This is a genomic window from Streptomyces sp. NPDC097107 (assembly GCF_044762405.1).
GTDB classification, from domain to species: domain Bacteria; phylum Actinomycetota; class Actinomycetes; order Streptomycetales; family Streptomycetaceae; genus Streptomyces; species Streptomyces thinghirensis.
Window position 1 is genome coordinate 661,969 of the sequence record NZ_JBIWEF010000001.1, and the last position, 18,270, is coordinate 680,238.

Here is an 18,270-nt window from a genome sequence, read left to right on the forward strand (position 1 = left end):
ACACCGGGCAGAGACCCGCGCCGCTTCGGGGCGCTTCAGACCACCTGGTGCAGCCAGCGGACCGGGGCGCCCTCGCCCGCGTGGCGGAAGGGCTCCAGTTCGTCGTCCCAGGGCTTGCCGAGGAGCTTGGCGATGTCGGACTCCAGGTCGGTCTCGCCGCGCTGGGAGCGGACCAGAGCGGCGCGCAGCCGGTCCTCGGGGATGAGGATGTCGCCGTGGATGCCGGTGACGGCGTGGAAGATGCCGAGGCCGGGGGTGCAGCTGTAGCGCTCGCCCTCGGCGTTCGCGGACGGCTCCGCGGTGACCTCGAAGCGCAGCAGCTGCCAGCCGCGCAGTGCGGAGGCGAGCTTGGAGGCGGTGCCGGCCTGGCCCTGCCAGGAGAACTCCGCGCGCCAGGTGCCGGGCGCGGCGGGCTGCCGGATCCAGTCCAGGCCGACGCGCGTGCCGAGCACCCCGGCGACGGCCCACTCGACGTGCGGGCAGAGCGCGCGCGGCGCGGAGTGCACGTACAGAACTCCACGTGTCGTCACCGGAACCTCCGGGCTGAGCGGGACATCTCGGAACGGGCGGAACGGTCGCGGCCGGGCGGGCCGCGTTGATGGCGAGGCTACCGTGCGACGGAGCAAGGAGTGTGACGTACCGTCGGTCCCGGTGCCGACAAACCTCTGCCATTCACCCGGCAGGACGCTTGTACGGGTGTGAGCCGTTGCATCTCCGCCCTCGGGAACCCTGGCGCGGTGTCATGGGTTGAGGACGTTGGAGGCACGAGGCGAGGGGTGGGGACCGGTATGGGTCAGCGGACGAACCGGCGGACGCCTGTCGGGCGTGGACGTTCGCGTGTCGGGCGTGGACGTTCGCGTGCCGGGCGTGGACGTTCGCGTGCCGCACTCGCCGTTCTGACCGCCGCCGTCCTGGGCGTGACCGGCTGCGACGCCGTGGGCGGTGACTCCGCCGACCCGTCCCCCTCCGCGCCGAAGCGGCCGAAGCCCACCCCTGCCTGGGACACGAGCCCCGACTCGGTCGCCGCCGTGGGCGACTCCATCACGCGCGGCTTCGACGCCTGCTCGGTCCTTTCGGACTGCCCGGAGGTCTCGTGGGCCACCGGCGGCAGCGCCGAGGTCGACAGTCTCGCCGTGCGGCTGCTGGGGAAGACGGGAGCGGCCGAGCGGAGCTGGAACTACGCGGTCACCGGAGCCCGGATGGCCGACCTGACCGGGCAGGTGACCCGGGCTGCGGCGCGGAAGCCGGAGCTGGTCGCGGTGATGGTCGGGGCGAACGACGCCTGCCGGGCCACGACCTCGGCGATGACGTCGGTGGCCGACTTCCGGGACCGGTTCGAGGAGGCCATGGGCACGCTGCGCGAGAAGCTGCCCAAGGCGCAGGTGTACGTGGCGAGCATCCCGGATCTGAAGCGGCTCTGGTCGCAGGGGCGCACCAACCCGCTGGGCAAGCAGGTGTGGAAGCTGGGCATCTGCCCGTCGATGCTGGGCGACGCGGACTCCCTGGACTCGGCGGCGACGCTGCGGCGGAACACCGTGCGGGACCGGGTGGAGGACTACAACGAGGTGCTGCGCGAGGTCTGCGCGAAGGACCGGCTGTGCCGCACCGACGGCGGCGCGGTGCACGAGTACCGGTTCGGGACCGGCCAGCTGAGCCGCTGGGACTGGTTCCACCCGAGTGTGGACGGCCAGGCCCGGCTGGCCGAGATCGCGTACCGCGCGGTCATCGCGAAGCAGCCCTGACGCGGCCGACCAGGGCTTGACCTGGGCGTGTGTCCTAGAGTTCCGCACATGAACGAACTCTTCGGCACACTTTCCGACGGTACCCCCGTCCACCGCTGGACCCTGGAGCGGGCCGGCGTACGGGTACGGGTCCTGTCGTACGGCGGGATCGTGCAGTCTGCCGAGGTACCGGACCGGGACGGGAACACCGCCGACGTGGTGCTGGGGTTCGCGGACCTGGACGGCTATGTGACGCACCCGGAGCCCTACTTCGGCGCGCTCGTGGGGCGGTACGCCAACCGGATCGCGGGCGGCCGTTTCCAGTTGGACGGGCGGACGTACGCGCTGGCGCTCAACAACGGGCCGAACTCGCTGCACGGCGGTGAGTGCGGCTTCGACAAGCGCGTGTGGGACGCGGAGCCGGCCGGGGACGGCACGCACGGCGTCCGGCTCAGCCGCGTCAGCCCGCACGGCGAGGAGGGATTCCCGGGCCGGCTGGAGATCTCGGTGACGTACACGCTGGACGCGTCGGGCGCGCTGCGGATCGCGTACGAGGCGGTCACGGACGCGCCGACCGTGCTGAACCCGACGAACCACAGCTACTTCAACCTGGGCGGGCCGGGCTCCGGGCACGCGGGCGGCCATGAACTGCGGCTCGCCGCCTCCCGGATCACGCCGGTCGACGCCGGCCTGATCCCGACGGGCCCCACCGAGGACGTGGCGGACACGCGCTTCGACTTCCGGCGGGCGCGCAAGGTCGGTTCCGGCTACGACCACAACTTCGTCCTCGACAAGGGCGTGACGGACACCGCCGTGGCGGTCGCCGAGCTGTACGACCCCGCGTCGGGGCGCGTGCTGACGGTGGCGACGACCGAGCCCGGCCTCCAGCTGTACACCGCCGACCACCTGGGCGAGCCGTTCGCGCCCGGGGACGGCGTCGCGCTGGAGACGCAGCACTTCCCGGACTCGCCGAACCGGCCGGAGTTCCCGAGCACGGTGCTGCGGCCGGGCGAGGCCTTCCGCTCGGAGACGGTGTACGGCTTCTCGGTGCGGTAGCCCGTACGGTCCCCCCGGGTACTGAGCCCCGGCCCGGATGTCAGGTCCCGGGCCGGGGCTGTTCGTGGGGGCACGCCGTGAGCGGTCCCGCGTCAGACGGTAATCGCCCCGGAGATCAGGTGGTCCACGATCGGGCGTCCGGTCACCGGTTCGTACGAACCCTTCACAAACGGCCACGAGCCGGTCGCCACGCGCCATGGCGCACGGCCCTTCCGCCACGGGATACTGCCGCCGTCCCACAGCGCACCCCACGGCGACGGAAGGACCTGGACTCCCTTGACACACATACGCGTTCGGATCGGCGTACTCGCACTGGCCCTGGTGGCGGGGCTCGCGGCCCCGGCGACGGCCACGGCGGCGCCCCCGGCCACCGCCTCCGCACCCACCGTGGAGGAGCTGCGGCTCGACGGGGACGTGCCCCAGGAGATCCTGCGGCGCTCCGGATTCGGCTCGGCGGGACCGGCGTTCGCCCGCGGGCTCGGACGGGCCGACTCCTACCGCGAGGCCCGCCGCATCGTCGCGCGCGAGGGCTCGGCGCTGTGGCGGCGGGCCGTGGACCGGGTACAGGGCCGGGGTCCGGCCCGCGGGGACCTCAGCCGGGACGACGACCGGCCCCTGTACTGGGCACGGCTCGGGATGACGCGTGAACTGCGCACCTGGGAGCCGGCGTTCGGGCTGACCGGGCGGCAGCGGGCCGCGCTGCTCGGAGAACTGGAGCGCGCCTCCCGCGGCCAGAGCGACATCCGCCTGCCGCACGACAGGCACGACAGGCACGGCAAGGGCGGCAAGGGCGGCAAGGGCGGCAAGGGCATGAAGCGGGTGCTGCTCACCGGTTTCGACCCCTTCACCCTCGACCGCGACATCCGGATCTCCAATCCGTCCGGCGCCGCCGCGCTCGCCCTGGACGGCACGGTGATCGACACACCGGACGGACCCGCCCGGGTGGAGACGGCCGTGTTCCCGGTGCGCTGGCGGGACTTCTCGGACGGGGCGGTGGAGCGCGCCCTGCGGCCGCACCTGCCGAGGGTGGATCTGTTCACGACCGTGAGCCAGGGCCGGGTCGGGCGGTTCGACGTGGAGCGGACCAACGGGGCCTGGCGGGGCGGTTTCCCCGACAACGAGAACGTCTCCCGCACGGAGACGGTGCCCGTCGCCGACCCGGCCTCGCAGCCGCAGTGGACGACGACCACACTGCCGTACGAGGCGATCGCGGCGGCGGACACCGGGCGCTTCCCCGTGTACGACAACACGAGCGTGACCGAGATCCCGGCAGGAGGCACCGAGCCGGTCGTACGGCCGGACGGGCCCACGCCCGGTTCGACGGCCCGCGCCGGGGGCGGCGGGGACTACCTCTCCAACGAGATCGCCTACCGGGCGACCCTGCTGCGGGACCGGCTGGGGCTCGACGCGACCCTGCCGGGCGGGCACGTCCACACGCCGGTGCTGCAGTTCGGGGCCGGGAACACCGGTCCGGCGACCGGGGCGGTCACCGATCCCGCTTTCGTGCGGAACCGGCTGGACATCGTGGCGCAGGTGCGGGCGATCGTGGCCGTGGCGGTCAGTGCCTCGGTACCGGACCGGTCGGACCGGTCGGACCGGCCGGGCGTGCCGGACCGGAGCTGACCGCCGGGTCGGCGGAGCCGTCTTCGGAGCGGTCGGCGCCGCCGTCGCGGATCTCCTCGCCCAGCAGTTCGCGGGCGAGGAGCGTGGCGCCGGCGACCGCTCCCGGCATCAGGAACACCGCGACGAACGGCACCAGGAAGGACACGCTCAACGGTGTGCCGAAGCCCCAGACCAGCGTCTTGCGCGAGCGCAGGAGGGCGAGGCGGTCGCGCAGCTGGACCCCGCGGCGCTGGAGGGCGACGGAGGCCAGTTCCTCGGTGAGGAAGAAGCCGGTGACGAAGAAGCCGATCACCGGGACCACGGTCTGCCCGACGACCGGGATGAAGCCGAGAGCGAAGAGCAGGACGCCCCAGACGGCGGCGCGGAGAAGGATCCGGAGGCTGTCGCGGCCGGAGATCCACAACTCGCGCCAGAGCGGCAGGTGCGACTCGGGAGCGGTGCCGTCCGGGGAGACGTCGCGGTCGACGCGCTCGGAGAGGCTCTCGTAGAAGGGCTGGCCGACCAGCAGCGTCACCGCGGTGAAGGTGAGGACGGCCAGGAGCAGGGCGAGGGCGAACAGGACGGCGGTGAGGAAGCCGCGGAACAGCCCGGTCCAGGGGCTCGACCAGTCGTCGGCGAAGGGGGTCGCCCAGGCGACGAAGTCCGTGCCCCACAGCGCCAGCCCGACCAGGGCCGCCGCGTACAGCACCAGTGTGATCAGGCCCGGGAGGAGCCCGAAGCCGTAGCTCTTGCCGTGCCGGGCCACCCAGCGCTGGCCCTTCAGGAGATGGCCGAATCCCGCCCCAAGATCGCGCATGGGCGGAACTCTACCGGTCGGCACCGACACCACCCCGCTCCGATGGAGCCGCGATTGAGTCGAACACGCTCGTCGCGCCGTACCGATCGGCGAACGGCCCCGCAGAGGTCCGCCGAGTTGGTGAGGAGAAGCGGATGACGCAGAAGATCCACGGCACCGTCGCCGACGGCTTCGAGGCGGTGCGTGAGGAGTTCGCGGCGGTCGTGGCCGGCGAACGGCCGGACTACGAGGGTCAGCTGTGCGCCTACGTCCACGGTCGCCGGGTCGTCGACCTGTGGACCGGTGACGGCGCCGACGCCGGCTCGCTGTACGGGGTGCACTCGGCCACCAAGGGCGCGGCCCACCTGGTGGTCGCCGTGCTGGTGCAGGAGGGCACCCTGGAGCTGGACCGCAGGGTGACCTACTACTGGCCGGAGTTCGCGGCCGAGGGCAAGGGCGCGCTGACCCTGCGCGACCTGCTCGCGCACCGCGCGGGCGTGATCGGCACGGACACCGGCTTCAGCACGGCCGAGCTGGCCGACGACCGGGTGATCGCCGAACGCCTCGCCGACCAGCGTCCGTACTGGCGTCCCGGCACGGCCTTCGGGTACCACGCGCTCGTCCTCGGCGCCCTCGCGGGCGAGGTGGTGCGCAGGGCCACCGGGCACACCCTCCAGGAGGTCTACGAGGACCGGGTCCGCGCCCCGCACCGTCTGGATTTCCACCTGGGTCTGCCGGCCTCGCTGGACCACCGCTTCCGCACCGCGCGGGCGGTGGTCCGCACCCCGGTGCAGAAGGTGGCGCCGGAACCGCTCCCGGACGGCCCGCACACGCTCGCCGCGATCGCCTTCAACCGCAACGCGGCGCACCCCACCGACCTGGCGACCCTGCCCAACGAGCCGGTCGTGCGCGCCCGGGGCCCGGCCTCGGTGGGCGGCGTGGCCTCGGCGCGCGGGCTGGCCGGGCTCTACGCGGCGGCCATCGGCGAACTGGACGGCAAGGCGCCGCTGCTGAAGCCGGACACGGTGGCGGAGTTCGGGCAGTTCCACTCGGTCGGCCACGACCTGGTGACCCGGACGCACCGGTCGTACGGCCTCGGCTTCGAGGCGACGGCGGACACCTGGCACCCGTTCCTGGGCGCCGGGGCGATCGGGCACAGCGGTGCGGGCGGCTGCCAGGCCTTCGCGGACCCGTTCAGCGGGCTGGCGTACGGGTACACCAGGCGCCGTTGCGCCTACCCGGGCGGGGCGGCGCCGGAGAACGGCCGGCTGGTGGCGGCGGTGCACGGTGCGGCGCTCGCGTGCGAACGCCGCACCGGGTGAGACCGGGGGCCGGTCAGACGAGCGTCACGGTGATGTTGCCGCGGGTCGCCTTCGAGTACGGGCAGACCTGGTGGGCCTTCTCCACCAGCGACCACGCGGTGGCGGCGTCCACCGACGGGATCTCGGCGGAGATCTCGACGGTGATCCCGAACCCGTCGTCGTTCTTGCCGATCCCGACCTTCGCGGTGACGGTCGAACCGGTGATGTCGGCGCCCTCCTGGCGGGCCACCACGCCGAGCGCGCCCTGGAAGCAGGCGCTGTACCCGGCGGCGAACAGCTGCTCCGGGTTGGTGCCGGCGCCGTTGCCGCCCATCTCCTTGGGCGGGTTCACGACCAGGTCGAGTTTGCCGTCATCGGTGGCCACCCGTCCGTCGCGGCCGTTCTCGGCGGTGGCGACGGCGGTGTAGAGGACCTCGGACTGCTGAATCGGCATGCGGTTGTCTTCCTCCTCGGTCCGCCGTGACTCGCGCCCACGATCACGACGGATTTCGGAAAGACGCTACCGCATGCCGGAAACTCCGTGAAGGCCCGCCCTTCCCCGAGGGGAGCTGGAGCAGGGGCTCAGAGCTTGACGATCATCTTGCCGGTGTTGTCGCCGCGCAGGACGCCGAGGAAGGCCTCCAGGTTGTTCTCGATGCCCTCGACGACCGTCTCGCGGTACTTCAGCTCGCCGGAGCGGACCCAGGGTCCGACCTCCTGGACGAACTGCGGCTGGAGGTCGTAGTGGTCGCCGACCAGGAAGCCCTCGATGCGGCCGCGGGTCTGGATCAGACGGGCGAGGTTCTTCGGGCCGGGGGCGGGCTCGGTGTTGTTGTAGACGGAGATCGCTCCGCAGATCGCGATGCGGCCGTTCAGGTTGAGGGAGCCGACGGCGGCCTCCAGGTGGTCGCCGCCCACGTTGTCGAAGTAGACGTCGATGCCGTCCGGGGCGGCGGCGCGCAGCTGCTCGCCCACCGGGCCGTCCTTGTAGTTGAAGGCGGCGTCGAAGCCGTACTCGTCGACGAGCAGCTCGACCTTCTCGGCCGAACCGGCGGAACCGATGACCCGGGCGGCGCCCTTCAGCTTGGCGATCTGCCCCACCTGGCTGCCGACGGCACCGGCCGCGCCGGAGACGAACACGGTGTCGCCCTCCTTGAGCGCGGCGACGCGCAGCAGGCCGGCGTACGCGGTGAGCCCCGTCATACCGAGCACTCCCAGGTACGTCGACAGCGGCGCCGCCTCCGGGTCCACCTTGACGGCGTTCTTCGCGTCCATGGCGGCGTACTCGCGCCAGCCGAAGAAGTGCAGGACGTGGTCGCCCACGGCGAAGCCCTCGGCGTTCGAGGCGACGACCTCGCCGACCGCGCCGCCCTGCATGGGCTTGCCCAGCTCGTAGGGGTCGGCGTAGGACTTGGCGGCGCTCATGCGGCCGCGCATGTAGGGGTCGACGGAGACGAACAGGTTGCGCACCAGCACCTGGCCCTCACCCGGGGTGGGGACCTCCGCCTCGACGAGGGCGAAGTCCTCGGGCTTGGGCCAGCCGACCGGGCGGCTGACCAGGTGCCATTCGCGGTTGACGGCGGGGAGGGCGGGGGAGTCGGTCATGGGGGCACCTTTCCTGGCGCTTGCCGGGGATGTTTCAGGATCTGAAACAACCATGCGACTGAACATTTCAGGTTGTCAAACAAATGGGTACCCTGGATTCCATGGCCACACCACGCGACACGACCCGCCGACCCGACGCGCTCACTCTCGAAGTCGTCGAGCTGATCGGCGAGGTCGTGGCCCGCTTCCACGCCGACTACGAGGAGGCGGCCGCGGAACGCGCTCTGACCGGCGCGCAGGCCAAGCTGCTCAGTCTGCTGTCGCTGGAGCCGCTGCCGATGCGGAAGCTGGCCCAGAAGCTGAAGTGCGAGCCGTCGAACGTCACCGGGATCGTGGACCGGCTGGAGGCGCGGGGACTGGTCGAGCGGCGGCCCGATCCCGGCGACCGGCGGGTGAAGGTGGCGGCGGCGACGGAGGAGGGCCGACGGGTGGCGCGGGGGCTGCGCGAGTCCCTGCGGTTCGCGCGCGAGCCACTGGCGGGGCTGTCGGAGGACGAGCGGGTGGCCCTGCGGGACGCGTTGCGGAGGATGCTGGCGGAGGACTCGACGGAGGGCTGACCCTCACGGCATGTCGAACTCGTACTGCAGCTCGTAGAGGTGCCCTGCCTTCAGCATGACCGTCACCTCGACCGGACTGTCCGCTTCACCGTGGGCGACCCGGAGGGTGCGCAGGACCGGCGTACTGCTGGTGAGGTGGAGGGCTCGGTACTGCTCCTGGGTCGGAATCCGCGCGGAGACCCGGTCCACGCTGCGCCGCGCGGGGTGGCCCAGTTCCGCCAGCAGCGCGGGTGCGCCGCCTTTGATCCGGCGTCGCTCCATGAGCGCCGTGTCCCGGGCGATGTCCATCGGGTAATAGCAGTCGACGAGCTCGGCGGGCTCGTCGTCGATCAGAAGGATCTGACTGCGAAGGAGCGCCGTGCCGTCCGCGGGGAGACCGAAGGCGGAACGGACGTCGGCGGGTGGGCAGACCTCCGCGACATCACGGAGGGCACTGCGGGCGCGGGTGCCGTGCTTGGCAGCCTCCGTGAGCCAGCGGTCTGCTGTCGTGAGCGCGGCCGGTGAGACCGTACGCTGCCGGTGCTCGCGGACGGTGACGGAGGCTCCCGCCCTGCGGCCCGCAACGGCCAGAGCCTTCGCCTCCTCGACCTGGACTTCAGCGGGCTTGCGCAGGCCCCGCCACCACTTCACGCGTCCTCGTTCTCGTCGCCGGTGACGGCCTGGCCGATGCCGCCCGAAGCGGAGACCCCTCGCTCGCTCGGTACGGCGTTGCCGGAGGGAGAGGCGGGGGCCGACGGGGGGACGGGAGGCGTCGCGGGCCCGAGACGGTTGCGATCGCCGGTGACCGCTCGACCGATGACCCCGCCGGACTGGACCGACCGAGCCCCTGCGGTCGGAGAGCCGTTACGGAACAAGGCGATCACCGATACCACCAGGGCCAGGAGGCCGACCACCGCGCCCGCCACGCTCGCGGCCTGCCCGGCGGTGTCCAGGTCCGCCAGGACCGCCACGAGCACCAGGGCCGCCGAGGCCGGCCCCGCCACCACCGCCGTCACGACGATCCAGGCCCGCGCCGTCCCTGGCATGGCCATACCCCACCGACTCCCCGTGCCGACCGGAACGGTGAACGCTCCGGCACCTCCCGTTGCGTAAGACCGAGTCCGTCCAGGAGTCCTGACGAATACCCCGAATCAGGTACCGGGCCACACCACTCACGGGGCACGCGAAACGCTTACGCGCACCACCACAGGAAGCGGTCGCACGTTTCGGTGGGGGTCGGGTCCGGTGAGGTCGTCGGGGTGGGAGGCGTGGTCGGGGGCGGGTCGTCGTCCGGCCGCGTGACGGGCGGGCCGGCGGTCGGGGTGGCCTCCGAGGCCTGCGACGAAGGTGCCGACGGGGCCTCGGTCTCGACCGCCGTCTCCGCCGTCTCCGCCGTCTCCGCGTCTGGGGACGCCGATGCCGACGCCGAGGCCGACGCCGTCGCCGAGGCGGACGCGTCGGGGGACGGTGTGCCGGAGGCCGAGGTCGTCCTCGACGTCTCGTCGACCGGGACCGCCGGCGAATCCCCCACCTCGCGCGTCGCCCCGCCGTCCGTCGTCTCGCCCCCGGCGGCCGCCGGCTTCGCCGGGGAGCCGGGGGCGTCCATGCCGAGTTCCGCGAGGCTCAGTCCGCCGGCCGCCAGGACGAAGCCCGCGGTGACCAGCAGGGTCCGGCGGCGGCGACGGCGGTGTGCGGCGGCCTTGCGGTCACGGCGGCTGCCCCGGCCGCCGCGGGAACCGTCGGCGGAGGCGTCGGTGGAGGCGACAGCGGGCGCGTCATCCTCGGCGGGCGTGTCGACCTCGGCGGGCACGGGGGTCCGGTCGGGCGCACAGGGCCGGTCGGGTGTGCGGGTCTCGTCGGCGGCTCGGGGCGGGCGCCCCTCACTCGCCGCCAAGTATGCGACGGGCGAGCCGACTTGTACGGCGGGCATGCCGCACCCCGGGCAGGCGAGGGCGCCGTTGAGGTGCCGTCGGCACGGGTCGCAGTAGTCCATGACGCGGGAAGGTTAAGTTCCGCAACGGGCACGTTCCTAGACGTGGCGGTGAAGGTTGTGTGGGAAAGCGGCCGGAACCGCTCCGCTCCGCACTTTCTAAGCTGTCGAAACCGTTATGCGTCCGACCCATTGACACTCCGACCGCCGCCTCCTTACTGTCACGCCAGCATTTCGAACGAGTGACGAAATATCGAACACAGTGAAGGGCAGCCGCCGTGCGCATCACCGGAATCAGCACACACGTGGTCGGGACGCCGTGGCGCAACCTGACATACGTCCAGGTGCACACCGACGAGGGGATCACCGGAGTCGGCGAGACCCGGATGCTGGGGCACACCGACGCCCTCCTCGGCTATCTGAAGGAGGCCGAGGCCAATCACATTCTCGGTTCCGACCCGTTCGCCGTCGAGGACCTGGTCCGCCGCATGAAGTACGGCGACTACGGCCGCGCCGGCGAGATCGTGATGTCCGGTATCGCCGTCGTCGAGATGGCCTGCTGGGACATCAAGGGCAAGGCGCTCGGCGTCCCGGTCTGGCAGCTGCTCGGCGGCAAGGTCACCGACAAGGTGAAGGCGTACGCCAACGGCTGGTACACGACCGAGCGGACGCCGGAGGCGTACCACAAGGCCGCGCAGGGGGTCATGGAGCGCGGGTACCGGGCGCTGAAGATCGACCCGTTCGGCACCGGGCACTTCGAACTCGACCACGCGCAGAGCCTGTACGCCGTGTCGCTGATCGAGGCGGTCCGGGACGCGATCGGGCCCGACGCCGAGCTGATGCTGGAGATGCACGGGCGCTTCTCCCCCGCCACCGCTGTCCGGCTCGCGCGCGAACTCGCGCCCTTCAAGCCGGCCTGGCTGGAGGAGCCGGTCCCGCCGGAGAACCTCAAGGCGCTGCGGAAGGTCGCCGAGAAGGTCGACATCCCGGTCGCCACCGGCGAGCGCATCCACGACCGGATCGAGTTCCGGGAGCTGTTCGAGGACCAGTCCGTGGACATCATCCAGCCCGACGTCGGCCACATCGGCGGCATCTGGGAGACCCGGAAGCTCGCCGCCACCGCCGAGACCCACTACACGCTGGTGGCCCCGCACAACGTGGGCGGGCCGGTGCTGACCGCCGCGAGCCTCCAGGTCGGCTTCACCTCACCGAACTTCAAGATCCTGGAGCACTTCAACGACTTCGCGGACGCGGAGATCAAGAAGGTGGTCAAGGGCGCGCCGGTGGTGGACCCGGAGGACGGGTGCTTCCACCTGTCCGACGCGCCCGGCCTCGGGGTCGAGCTGGACGTCGACGCGGCGGCCGAGTTCCCGCAGCAGCAGGCCCGGTTCGACCTGTGGGCCGAGGGCTGGGAGCAGCGCAGGCCCAAGGGGGCCCAGGGATGAGTGGCGCGGTCGTCATCGAGGCGCCGGGCGAGCACCGGCTGGTGCCGCACGAGCCGCGTGAGCCCGGTCCCGGCGAGGCGCTGGTGCGGGTGCACGCGGCCGGCGTCTGCGGCAGCGACCGCGAGGTCTACCAGGGCAACCGGCCCGAGGGGTACGTGCGTTACCCGCTCACCCCCGGGCACGAGTGGTCCGGAACCGTGGCGCGGGTCGGCGCCGGGGTGCCCGCGTCCCTCGTCGGGCGCGGGGTGGTCGGCGAAGGGTTCCGCAACTGCCAGGTGTGCGACCGCTGCCACGCGGGCGAGACGACGCTGTGCACGGCGGGGTACGAGGAGACGGGGTTCACCCAGCCGGGGGCCATGGCGCCCACGCTGACGCTGCCCGCCCGCCTCCTGCACGTCCTGCCCGACGACGCCGACCTCACCGCCGCCGCCCTGCTGGAGCCCGCCGCCTGCATCGCCGCCGCCGCGCTCAAGGCGAACGCCCGCCCCGGTGAGCGGGTCGCGGTCGTCGGCACCGGGACGCTCGGCATGTTCGCCGTGCAGTTCCTGCGCGCGGCGTCCCCGGGCGAACTGCTGGTCGTCGGCACGCGCGGGGACCGGGAGGCGCTCTCGCGGCAGTACGGGGCGACCGTCTTCCGGACGAAGGACCAGCTCCTCCCCGGTGACTTCGACGTCGTCATCGAGACCGCCGGGTCCGCAGACGCCGCCCGCACCGCCGCCGCGCTGCTCCGCAGGGGCGGGCGGCTGGTGCTGACCGGCATCCCGGCGCCGGGCGCCGACGGGCTGGACCCGACCGACCTGGTCGTACGGCAGCTGGAGGTGCACACCGTCTTCGGGGCGCCGCCGGACGCCTGGGCGCACACGGTGCGGGTCTTCGCGGCCGGCCTGCTCGATCCGCGGCCGCTGGTGACGCACGAGCTGCCGCTCGCGGAGTTCGCCGAGGCCATCGAGCTGGTGGGGTCCGGTGACCCGAAGGTCGGCAAGGTGCTGTTGCGTCCCTGACGCCCGCCCCTGAGCCGTACGCCGGTACGGGGGCGGCCTGACGGCCTCCGTACCGGCGTACTTCCCTCCGCGGGGCTGCTCCCCCGGCCCGGCACTGCGGCCACTCCTCCCTAAGCCGCGAACTTCGTCCGATATACCGAACACTAAGGACAGCTTGTGACCGACGCTTCCGCCAAGGCCGCCGCACGCAGGCCCGGTGAGCAGGCGCTCACCGCCCTCGGCCTGGCCGCGCCCGCCCTCGACCCCGCCGACGCCTCGCCGCACTCCTTCCCGGGCGGCGGCCGCTGGCGCACCGAGATCCCCTCCTGCGAGGGGCCGGAGGCGCTGGGGGTGGTCCTGAAGGAGTCCTCGCGACTGGATGTGCCGATCCACCGGATCAGCCAGGGCAGCGGCGTGTGGATGCTGACCGACGCCGAGATCACCGAGATGGTCGAGGCCACCGCCGAACGCGACATCGAACTCTGCCTGTTCACCGGCCCGCGCGGCACCTGGGACATCGGCGGCTCCACCCGGACCGACTCGGGCGGCGCGGGCCTGCGGGCACGCGGCCACGACGCGGTCGCCGGCTGCGTCGAAGACGCCGTGCGCGCGACGGAGCTGGGCGTCAAGTGCCTGCTCGTCGCCGACGAGGGCGTGCTGTGGACGCTGCACCGGGCACGGTCGGCCGGGATCATCCCCGCCGACACCACGCTCAAGCTCTCGGCGCTCGTGGGGCCGGTCAACCCGGCCTCGTACGCGGTGTACGAGCGGCTCGGCGCCGACTCCATCAACGTGCCCAGCGACCTGACGCCCGATCACCTGACCGAGATCCGGCGGGTTTCGGCCGCGCCCATGGACATGTACATCGAGGCCCCCGACGACCTCGGCGGCTACGTGCGGATGTACGAGGTCGCCGAGCTGATCCGGCGCGGTGCCCCGCTGTATCTGAAGTTCGGTCTCGCCAAGGCGCCCGGGATCTACCCGTACGGCCACCACCTGCGCGAACTGACGCTGACCACCGCCAAGGAGCGGGTGCGGCGCGGCCGGCTCGCACTGGACCTGCTCGCGCGGCACGGGGCGGACGGCGACATGGCTCCGCTCGGCACGCGTGAGCCGGGCTCGCTCAACCGGTTCGAGATCTCGTCATAACGTTCCGGAAACTGCCTTCACAAAAGAAGACACAGCCGCGCACAATCCCACACACCTGCTCTCGGTCGATCCACCCTCAGCTTTCTGCGTGACGGCACCACCGGCACCACCAGACCGAGCCCTGCACCCACATCAAGGATGATGACCATGCGCAACCGCAGAGCCGCACTCGCCGCCATAGCCTCCGCCGCCTCCCTCGCCCTCACGCTGACCGCCTGCGGCCAGAACAGCGAGGGCGGCAGCGAGGAGGACAAGGGCGGCAGCGACGGCGCCACCATCGGCATCGCGATGCCCACCAAGTCCTCCGAGCGCTGGATCTCCGACGGCGCCAACGTCGAGAAGGAGCTCAAGGCCAAGGGTTACGAGACCAAGCTCGTCTACGGCGAGGACGACCCGGACCAGCAGGTCTCCCAGATCGAGAACATGATCACGCAGGGGGTGGACGCCCTGGTCATCGCCGCGATCGACAACAAGTCCCTCAACAACGTGCTCCAGCAGGCCAAGGACGCCGACATCCCGGTCATCTCCTACGACCGGCTGATCCTCGGCACGGAGAACGTCGACTACTACGCCTCGTTCGACAACGAGAAGGTCGGCGAGCTGCAGGGCACCTACATCGTGGACAAGCTCGGTCTGAAGGACGGCAAGAAGGGCCCCTTCAACATCGAGCTGTTCGCCGGCTCCAACGACGACAACAACACCGGGTACTTCTTCCGGGGCGCGATGAACGTCCTGAAGCCGTACATGGACAAGGGCGACCTCATCGTCCGGTCCAAGCAGACCGCCCTCAACCAGGTCACCACCCTGCGCTGGGACGGCGGCACCGCGCAGAAGCGCATGGACGACCTGCTCACCTCCAGCTACCGCAGCGCCCGGGTCGACGCGGTGCTCTCGCCGTACGACGGCATCTCCATCGGCATCCTGTCCTCCCTGAAGTCGGACGGCTACGGCTCGGGCAGCAAGCCGATGCCGGTCGTCACGGGCCAGGACGCCGAGGTCGCCTCGGTGAAGTCGATCATCGCGGACGAGCAGACGCAGACCGTCTTCAAGGACCTCCGCGAGCTCGCCAAGGTCGCCTCGAACATGGTCGAAGCCTCCCTCGACGACAAGGAGCCCGAGGTCAACGACGCCAAGTCGTACGACAACGGCGCCAAGGTCGTCCCCGCCTACCTGCTGCAGCCGGTCAGCGTGGACAAGACCAACTACGAGAAGGTCCTCGTCGAAGGCGGCACCTACTCCGCCGACGACCTCAAGTAACCGGGCCCCCTCAAGGATTGGAAGGCACGACCATGGCGGGACCCGTCCTGGAAATGCGCTCGATCGTCAAGACCTTTCCCGGTGTCAAAGCGCTGTCGGACGTCACACTGACCGTTCGCCAGGGCGAGGTCCACGCCATCTGCGGGGAGAACGGCGCCGGCAAGTCGACCCTGATGAAGGTGCTCTCCGGCGTCCATCCGCACGGCAGTTACGAGGGGGACGTCCTCTTCGACGGCGAGACCTGCCGGTTCAAGGACATCCGGGCGAGCGAACAGCACGGCATCGTGATCATCCACCAGGAGCTGGCGCTGGTGCCGTACCTGTCCATCGCCGAGAACATCTTCCTCGGCAACGAGCACGCCAAGCGCGGACTCATCAACTGGAACGACACCCTGAAGCACGCCACCGAACTGCTGCGCCGGGTAGGTCTCGACGAGCACCCGGAGACCCGCGTCGCCGACATCGGCGTGGGCAAGCAGCAGCTGGTGGAGATCGCCAAGGCGCTGTCGAAGAAGGTGAAGCTGCTCATCCTCGACGAGCCGACGGCGGCGCTCAACGACGAGGACAGCGGCAAACTCCTCGAGCTGATCCTTCAGTTGAGGGAACAGGGCATGACCTCGATCATCATCTCGCACAAGCTGAACGAGATCCGCCGGGTCGCCGACTCGGTCACGATCATCCGCGACGGGCAGTCCATCGAGACGCTCGACGTGAAGGCCGAGGAGACGACCGAGGACCGGATCATCAGCGGGATGGTCGGCCGCGACCTGGAGAACCGCTTCCCGGAGCGGACCCCGCACCACCCGGAGGAGGGGACCGCGCCCGCCCTGGAGATCCGCAACTGGACCGTGCACCACCCCATCGACCAGCAGCGCAAGGTCGTCGACGACGTCTCGATCGAGGTGCGGCGCGGCGAGATCGTCGGCATCGCCGGGCTCATGGGCGCCGGCCGCACCGAGCTGGCGATGAGCGTCTTCGGCCGCACCTACGGCCGGCACGCGGGCGGCACGGTCCTGCGGGACGGCACGGAGATCCGTACGAAGACCGTCCCGGAGGCGGTCAGGCACGGCATCGCGTACGTCACCGAGGACCGCAAGCACTACGGCCTCAACCTCATCGACACCATCAACCGGAACATCTCGCTGACCGCGCTGGGCAAGGTCGCCAAGCGGGGCGTGGTCGACGAGCACGGGGAGCGGCAGGTCGCCGAGGACTTCCGCAAGTCCATGAACATCAAGGCGCCGACCGTCTTCGAGCCGGTGGGCAAGCTGTCCGGCGGCAACCAGCAGAAGGTCGTCCTCAGCAAGTGGATCTTCGCGGGTCCCGAGGTGCTGATCCTGGACGAGCCCACGCGGGGCATCGACGTGGGCGCCAAGTACGAGATCTACACGGTCATCGACCAGCTGGCCGCCCAGGGCAAGGCGGTCGTCTTCATCTCCTCCGAACTGCCGGAGCTGCTCGGCATGTGCGACCGCATCTACACGATGGCCGCGGGGCGGCTGACGGGTGAGTTCTCGCGGGCCGAAGCATCGCAGGAAGCGCTGATGCGTCGGATGACGAAGGACAAGAAGGACGAAGAGGTAACCCGATGAGCACGGACGTGACCGCCAAGACCCCGGCCCCCGCGCCGCCCGGCAAGGACGGGACGGCCTCCGGCGGCGGCCTGCTGCAGCTGATACTCGACGGCATGCGCCGCAACATGCGCCAGTACGGCATGCTGATGGCCCTCGGCCTGATCGTGGCGCTGTTCGCGGTGTGGTCCGACGGCGACCTGCTGCTGCCGCGCAACGTCTCCAACCTGGTGCTGCAGAACAGCTACATCCTGATCCTCGCGATCGGCATGATGCTCGTCATCATCGCGGGCCACATCGACCTCTCGGTCGGCTCGCTGACCGCGTTCATCGGCTCGATGGCCGCCGTCCTGATGGTCAGGAACGACCTGCCCTGGCCGGTCGCGGTCATCCTGTGCCTGGCCATCGGCGCCCTCGCGGGAGCCGCGCAAGGGTTCTTCATCGCCTATCTCGGCATACCGTCGTTCATCGTGACCCTGGCGGGCATGCTGCTCTTCCGCGGTCTGACGGAGATCTTCCTGAAGGGCCAGACCCTCGGCCCGTTCCCCAAGGACCTCCAGAAGATCGCCAACGGCTTCCTGCCCGAGGTCGGCCCGAACACCAACTACCACAACCTCACCCTGCTGCTGGGCTTCGCGCTGATCGCCTTCGTGGTGTACCAGGAGGTCCGTGACCGCAAGCGGCAGCTGGAGTTCGCCCTCGAGGTGCCGCCGGTCAAGCTGTTCGTGCTCAAGCTGGTCGCGCTGGTCTCCGCCGTCCTCGTCGTCACGCTGCTGCTCGCCAGCTACAAGGGCGCCCCGGTCGTGCTGCTCATCCTGGGCGTGCTGGTCGTCGGGTTCGGCTACGTGATGCGCAACGCGATCATCGGCCGCCACATCTACGCCATCGGCGGCAACCTGCCCGCGGCCAAGCTGTCGGGCGTGAAGGACAAGAAGGTCACCTTCCTGGTCTTCCTGAACATGGGCATGCTCGCGGCCCTGGCGGGGCTGGTCTTCGCCGCCCGCTTCAACGCGGCCTCGCCCAAGGCCGGACTCAACTTCGAGCTGGAGGCCATCGCCGCCTCGTTCATCGGCGGCGCGTCGATGAGCGGCGGCGTCGGCACGGTCCTCGGCGCGATCATCGGCGGCCTGGTCCTGGGCGTGCTGAACAACGGCATGAACCTCGTCGGCATCGGCACCGACTGGCAGCAGGTCATCAAGGGCGCGGTGCTGCTGGCGGCGGTCGGGTTCGACGTGTGGAACAAGCGGCGGGTCGGTTCCTAGCGAAGCGGTCCGTTGAGGCCGTACGGAGACTGCGGGCCGGCTGTGACCGGTCGCGCGGT

At 71.2% G+C, this 18,270-nt stretch carries 18 protein-coding genes; 11 read left to right on the forward strand and 7 right to left on the reverse strand.

The genetic code is table 11. The features are described 5' to 3' along the window. Window positions 1-35: 35 nt before the first annotated feature. A complete protein-coding gene (locus ACIQ1J_RS03125) occupies window positions 36-530 on the reverse strand; it encodes a DUF3145 domain-containing protein (RefSeq protein ID WP_403553590.1) in 495 nt (164 codons plus the stop codon). A 258-nt stretch (window positions 531-788) separates the two neighbouring features. Between ACIQ1J_RS03125 and ACIQ1J_RS03130 the strand changes: the two genes are divergently transcribed. The 3 genes from ACIQ1J_RS03130 (at window position 789) to ACIQ1J_RS03140 (ending at window position 4,400) form a co-directional block, all read left to right on the forward strand. Beyond that, complete coding sequence (locus ACIQ1J_RS03130; protein ID WP_403553592.1) at window positions 789-1,742, forward strand: SGNH/GDSL hydrolase family protein; 954 nt, start codon at window positions 789-791, stop codon at window positions 1,740-1,742. A 48-nt stretch (window positions 1,743-1,790) separates the two neighbouring features. Continuing rightward, window positions 1,791-2,777 carry an aldose epimerase family protein gene (locus ACIQ1J_RS03135; protein ID WP_403553594.1) on the forward strand — a complete coding sequence of 329 codons (987 nt, stop codon included), beginning with the start codon at window positions 1,791-1,793 and terminating at the stop codon, window positions 2,775-2,777. A 276-nt stretch (window positions 2,778-3,053) separates the two neighbouring features. Then, the gene (locus tag ACIQ1J_RS03140; RefSeq protein WP_403553596.1) at window positions 3,054-4,400 is read left to right on the forward strand and encodes a pyroglutamyl peptidase; all 1,347 of its coding nucleotides are present in this window, start codon (window positions 3,054-3,056) and stop codon (window positions 4,398-4,400) included. Here the strand turns inward: ACIQ1J_RS03140 and ACIQ1J_RS03145 are convergent. Beyond that, entirely contained in the window at window positions 4,336-5,196 is an 861-nt protein-coding gene (locus tag ACIQ1J_RS03145; RefSeq protein WP_403553598.1) for an EI24 domain-containing protein, read from the reverse strand. The genes ACIQ1J_RS03140 and ACIQ1J_RS03145 overlap by 65 nt on opposite strands. A gap of 134 nt (window positions 5,197-5,330) precedes the next feature. On the opposite strand from ACIQ1J_RS03145, the gene ACIQ1J_RS03150 reads away from it, so the two are divergent. Then, entirely contained in the window at window positions 5,331-6,497 is a 1,167-nt protein-coding gene (locus ACIQ1J_RS03150) for a serine hydrolase domain-containing protein (RefSeq protein ID WP_403553600.1), read from the forward strand. A gap of 13 nt (window positions 6,498-6,510) precedes the next feature. On the opposite strand, the gene ACIQ1J_RS03155 is transcribed toward ACIQ1J_RS03150, so the two are convergent. Continuing rightward, window positions 6,511-6,930 carry an organic hydroperoxide resistance protein gene (locus ACIQ1J_RS03155; RefSeq protein WP_403553602.1) on the reverse strand — a complete coding sequence of 140 codons (420 nt, stop codon included), beginning with the start codon at window positions 6,928-6,930 and terminating at the stop codon, window positions 6,511-6,513. A 128-nt stretch (window positions 6,931-7,058) separates the two neighbouring features. Then, entirely contained in the window at window positions 7,059-8,081 is a 1,023-nt protein-coding gene (locus tag ACIQ1J_RS03160) for an NADP-dependent oxidoreductase (RefSeq protein ID WP_403553604.1), read from the reverse strand. 101 nt (window positions 8,082-8,182) lie between these two features. Between ACIQ1J_RS03160 and ACIQ1J_RS03165 the strand changes: the two genes are divergently transcribed. Continuing rightward, window positions 8,183-8,638: a MarR family winged helix-turn-helix transcriptional regulator gene (locus tag ACIQ1J_RS03165; RefSeq protein ID WP_403553606.1), complete on the forward strand. Its 456-nt coding sequence runs from the start codon at window positions 8,183-8,185 to the stop codon at window positions 8,636-8,638. A 3-nt stretch (window positions 8,639-8,641) separates the two neighbouring features. Here ACIQ1J_RS03165 and ACIQ1J_RS03170 read toward each other — a convergent pair whose 3' ends face one another. From ACIQ1J_RS03170 to ACIQ1J_RS03180, 3 genes are all read right to left on the reverse strand, one after another. Beyond that, the gene (locus tag ACIQ1J_RS03170; RefSeq protein ID WP_403553815.1) at window positions 8,642-9,250 is read right to left on the reverse strand and encodes a UTRA domain-containing protein; all 609 of its coding nucleotides are present in this window, start codon (window positions 9,248-9,250) and stop codon (window positions 8,642-8,644) included. A 14-nt stretch (window positions 9,251-9,264) separates the two neighbouring features. Then, window positions 9,265-9,669 (reverse strand): hypothetical protein, encoded by a 405-nt coding sequence (locus tag ACIQ1J_RS03175; protein ID WP_403553608.1) that lies wholly within the window; start codon window positions 9,667-9,669, stop codon window positions 9,265-9,267. Window positions 9,670-9,809: 140 nt separating this feature from the next. Beyond that, a complete protein-coding gene (locus ACIQ1J_RS03180) occupies window positions 9,810-10,547 on the reverse strand; it encodes a hypothetical protein (protein WP_403553610.1) in 738 nt (245 codons plus the stop codon). Between the two features lie 278 nt (window positions 10,548-10,825). Here ACIQ1J_RS03180 and ACIQ1J_RS03185 point away from each other — a divergent pair, with 278 nt between their 5' ends. From ACIQ1J_RS03185 to mmsB, 6 genes are all read left to right on the forward strand, one after another. Then, the gene (locus ACIQ1J_RS03185) at window positions 10,826-11,992 is read left to right on the forward strand and encodes a mandelate racemase/muconate lactonizing enzyme family protein (protein WP_403553612.1); all 1,167 of its coding nucleotides are present in this window, start codon (window positions 10,826-10,828) and stop codon (window positions 11,990-11,992) included. Continuing rightward, window positions 11,989-12,993 (forward strand): zinc-binding dehydrogenase, encoded by a 1,005-nt coding sequence (locus ACIQ1J_RS03190; RefSeq protein ID WP_403553614.1) that lies wholly within the window; start codon window positions 11,989-11,991, stop codon window positions 12,991-12,993. The genes ACIQ1J_RS03185 and ACIQ1J_RS03190 overlap by 4 nt, the downstream gene beginning before the upstream one ends. 156 nt (window positions 12,994-13,149) lie before the next feature. After that, the gene (locus tag ACIQ1J_RS03195) at window positions 13,150-14,121 is read left to right on the forward strand and encodes a hypothetical protein (RefSeq protein ID WP_403553616.1); all 972 of its coding nucleotides are present in this window, start codon (window positions 13,150-13,152) and stop codon (window positions 14,119-14,121) included. Between the two features lie 147 nt (window positions 14,122-14,268). After that, entirely contained in the window at window positions 14,269-15,378 is a 1,110-nt protein-coding gene (chvE, locus tag ACIQ1J_RS03200) for a multiple monosaccharide ABC transporter substrate-binding protein (protein WP_403553618.1), read from the forward strand. 32 nt (window positions 15,379-15,410) lie between these two features. Next, window positions 15,411-16,970, forward strand: a complete 1,560-nt coding sequence (gene mmsA, locus ACIQ1J_RS03205) for a multiple monosaccharide ABC transporter ATP-binding protein (RefSeq protein WP_403553620.1) — start codon at window positions 15,411-15,413, stop codon at window positions 16,968-16,970. Further along, window positions 16,967-18,211, forward strand: a complete 1,245-nt coding sequence (gene mmsB, locus ACIQ1J_RS03210; RefSeq protein WP_403553622.1) for a multiple monosaccharide ABC transporter permease — start codon at window positions 16,967-16,969, stop codon at window positions 18,209-18,211. Before mmsA ends, mmsB begins: the two co-directional genes overlap by 4 nt. Window positions 18,212-18,270: the final 59 nt, after the last annotated feature.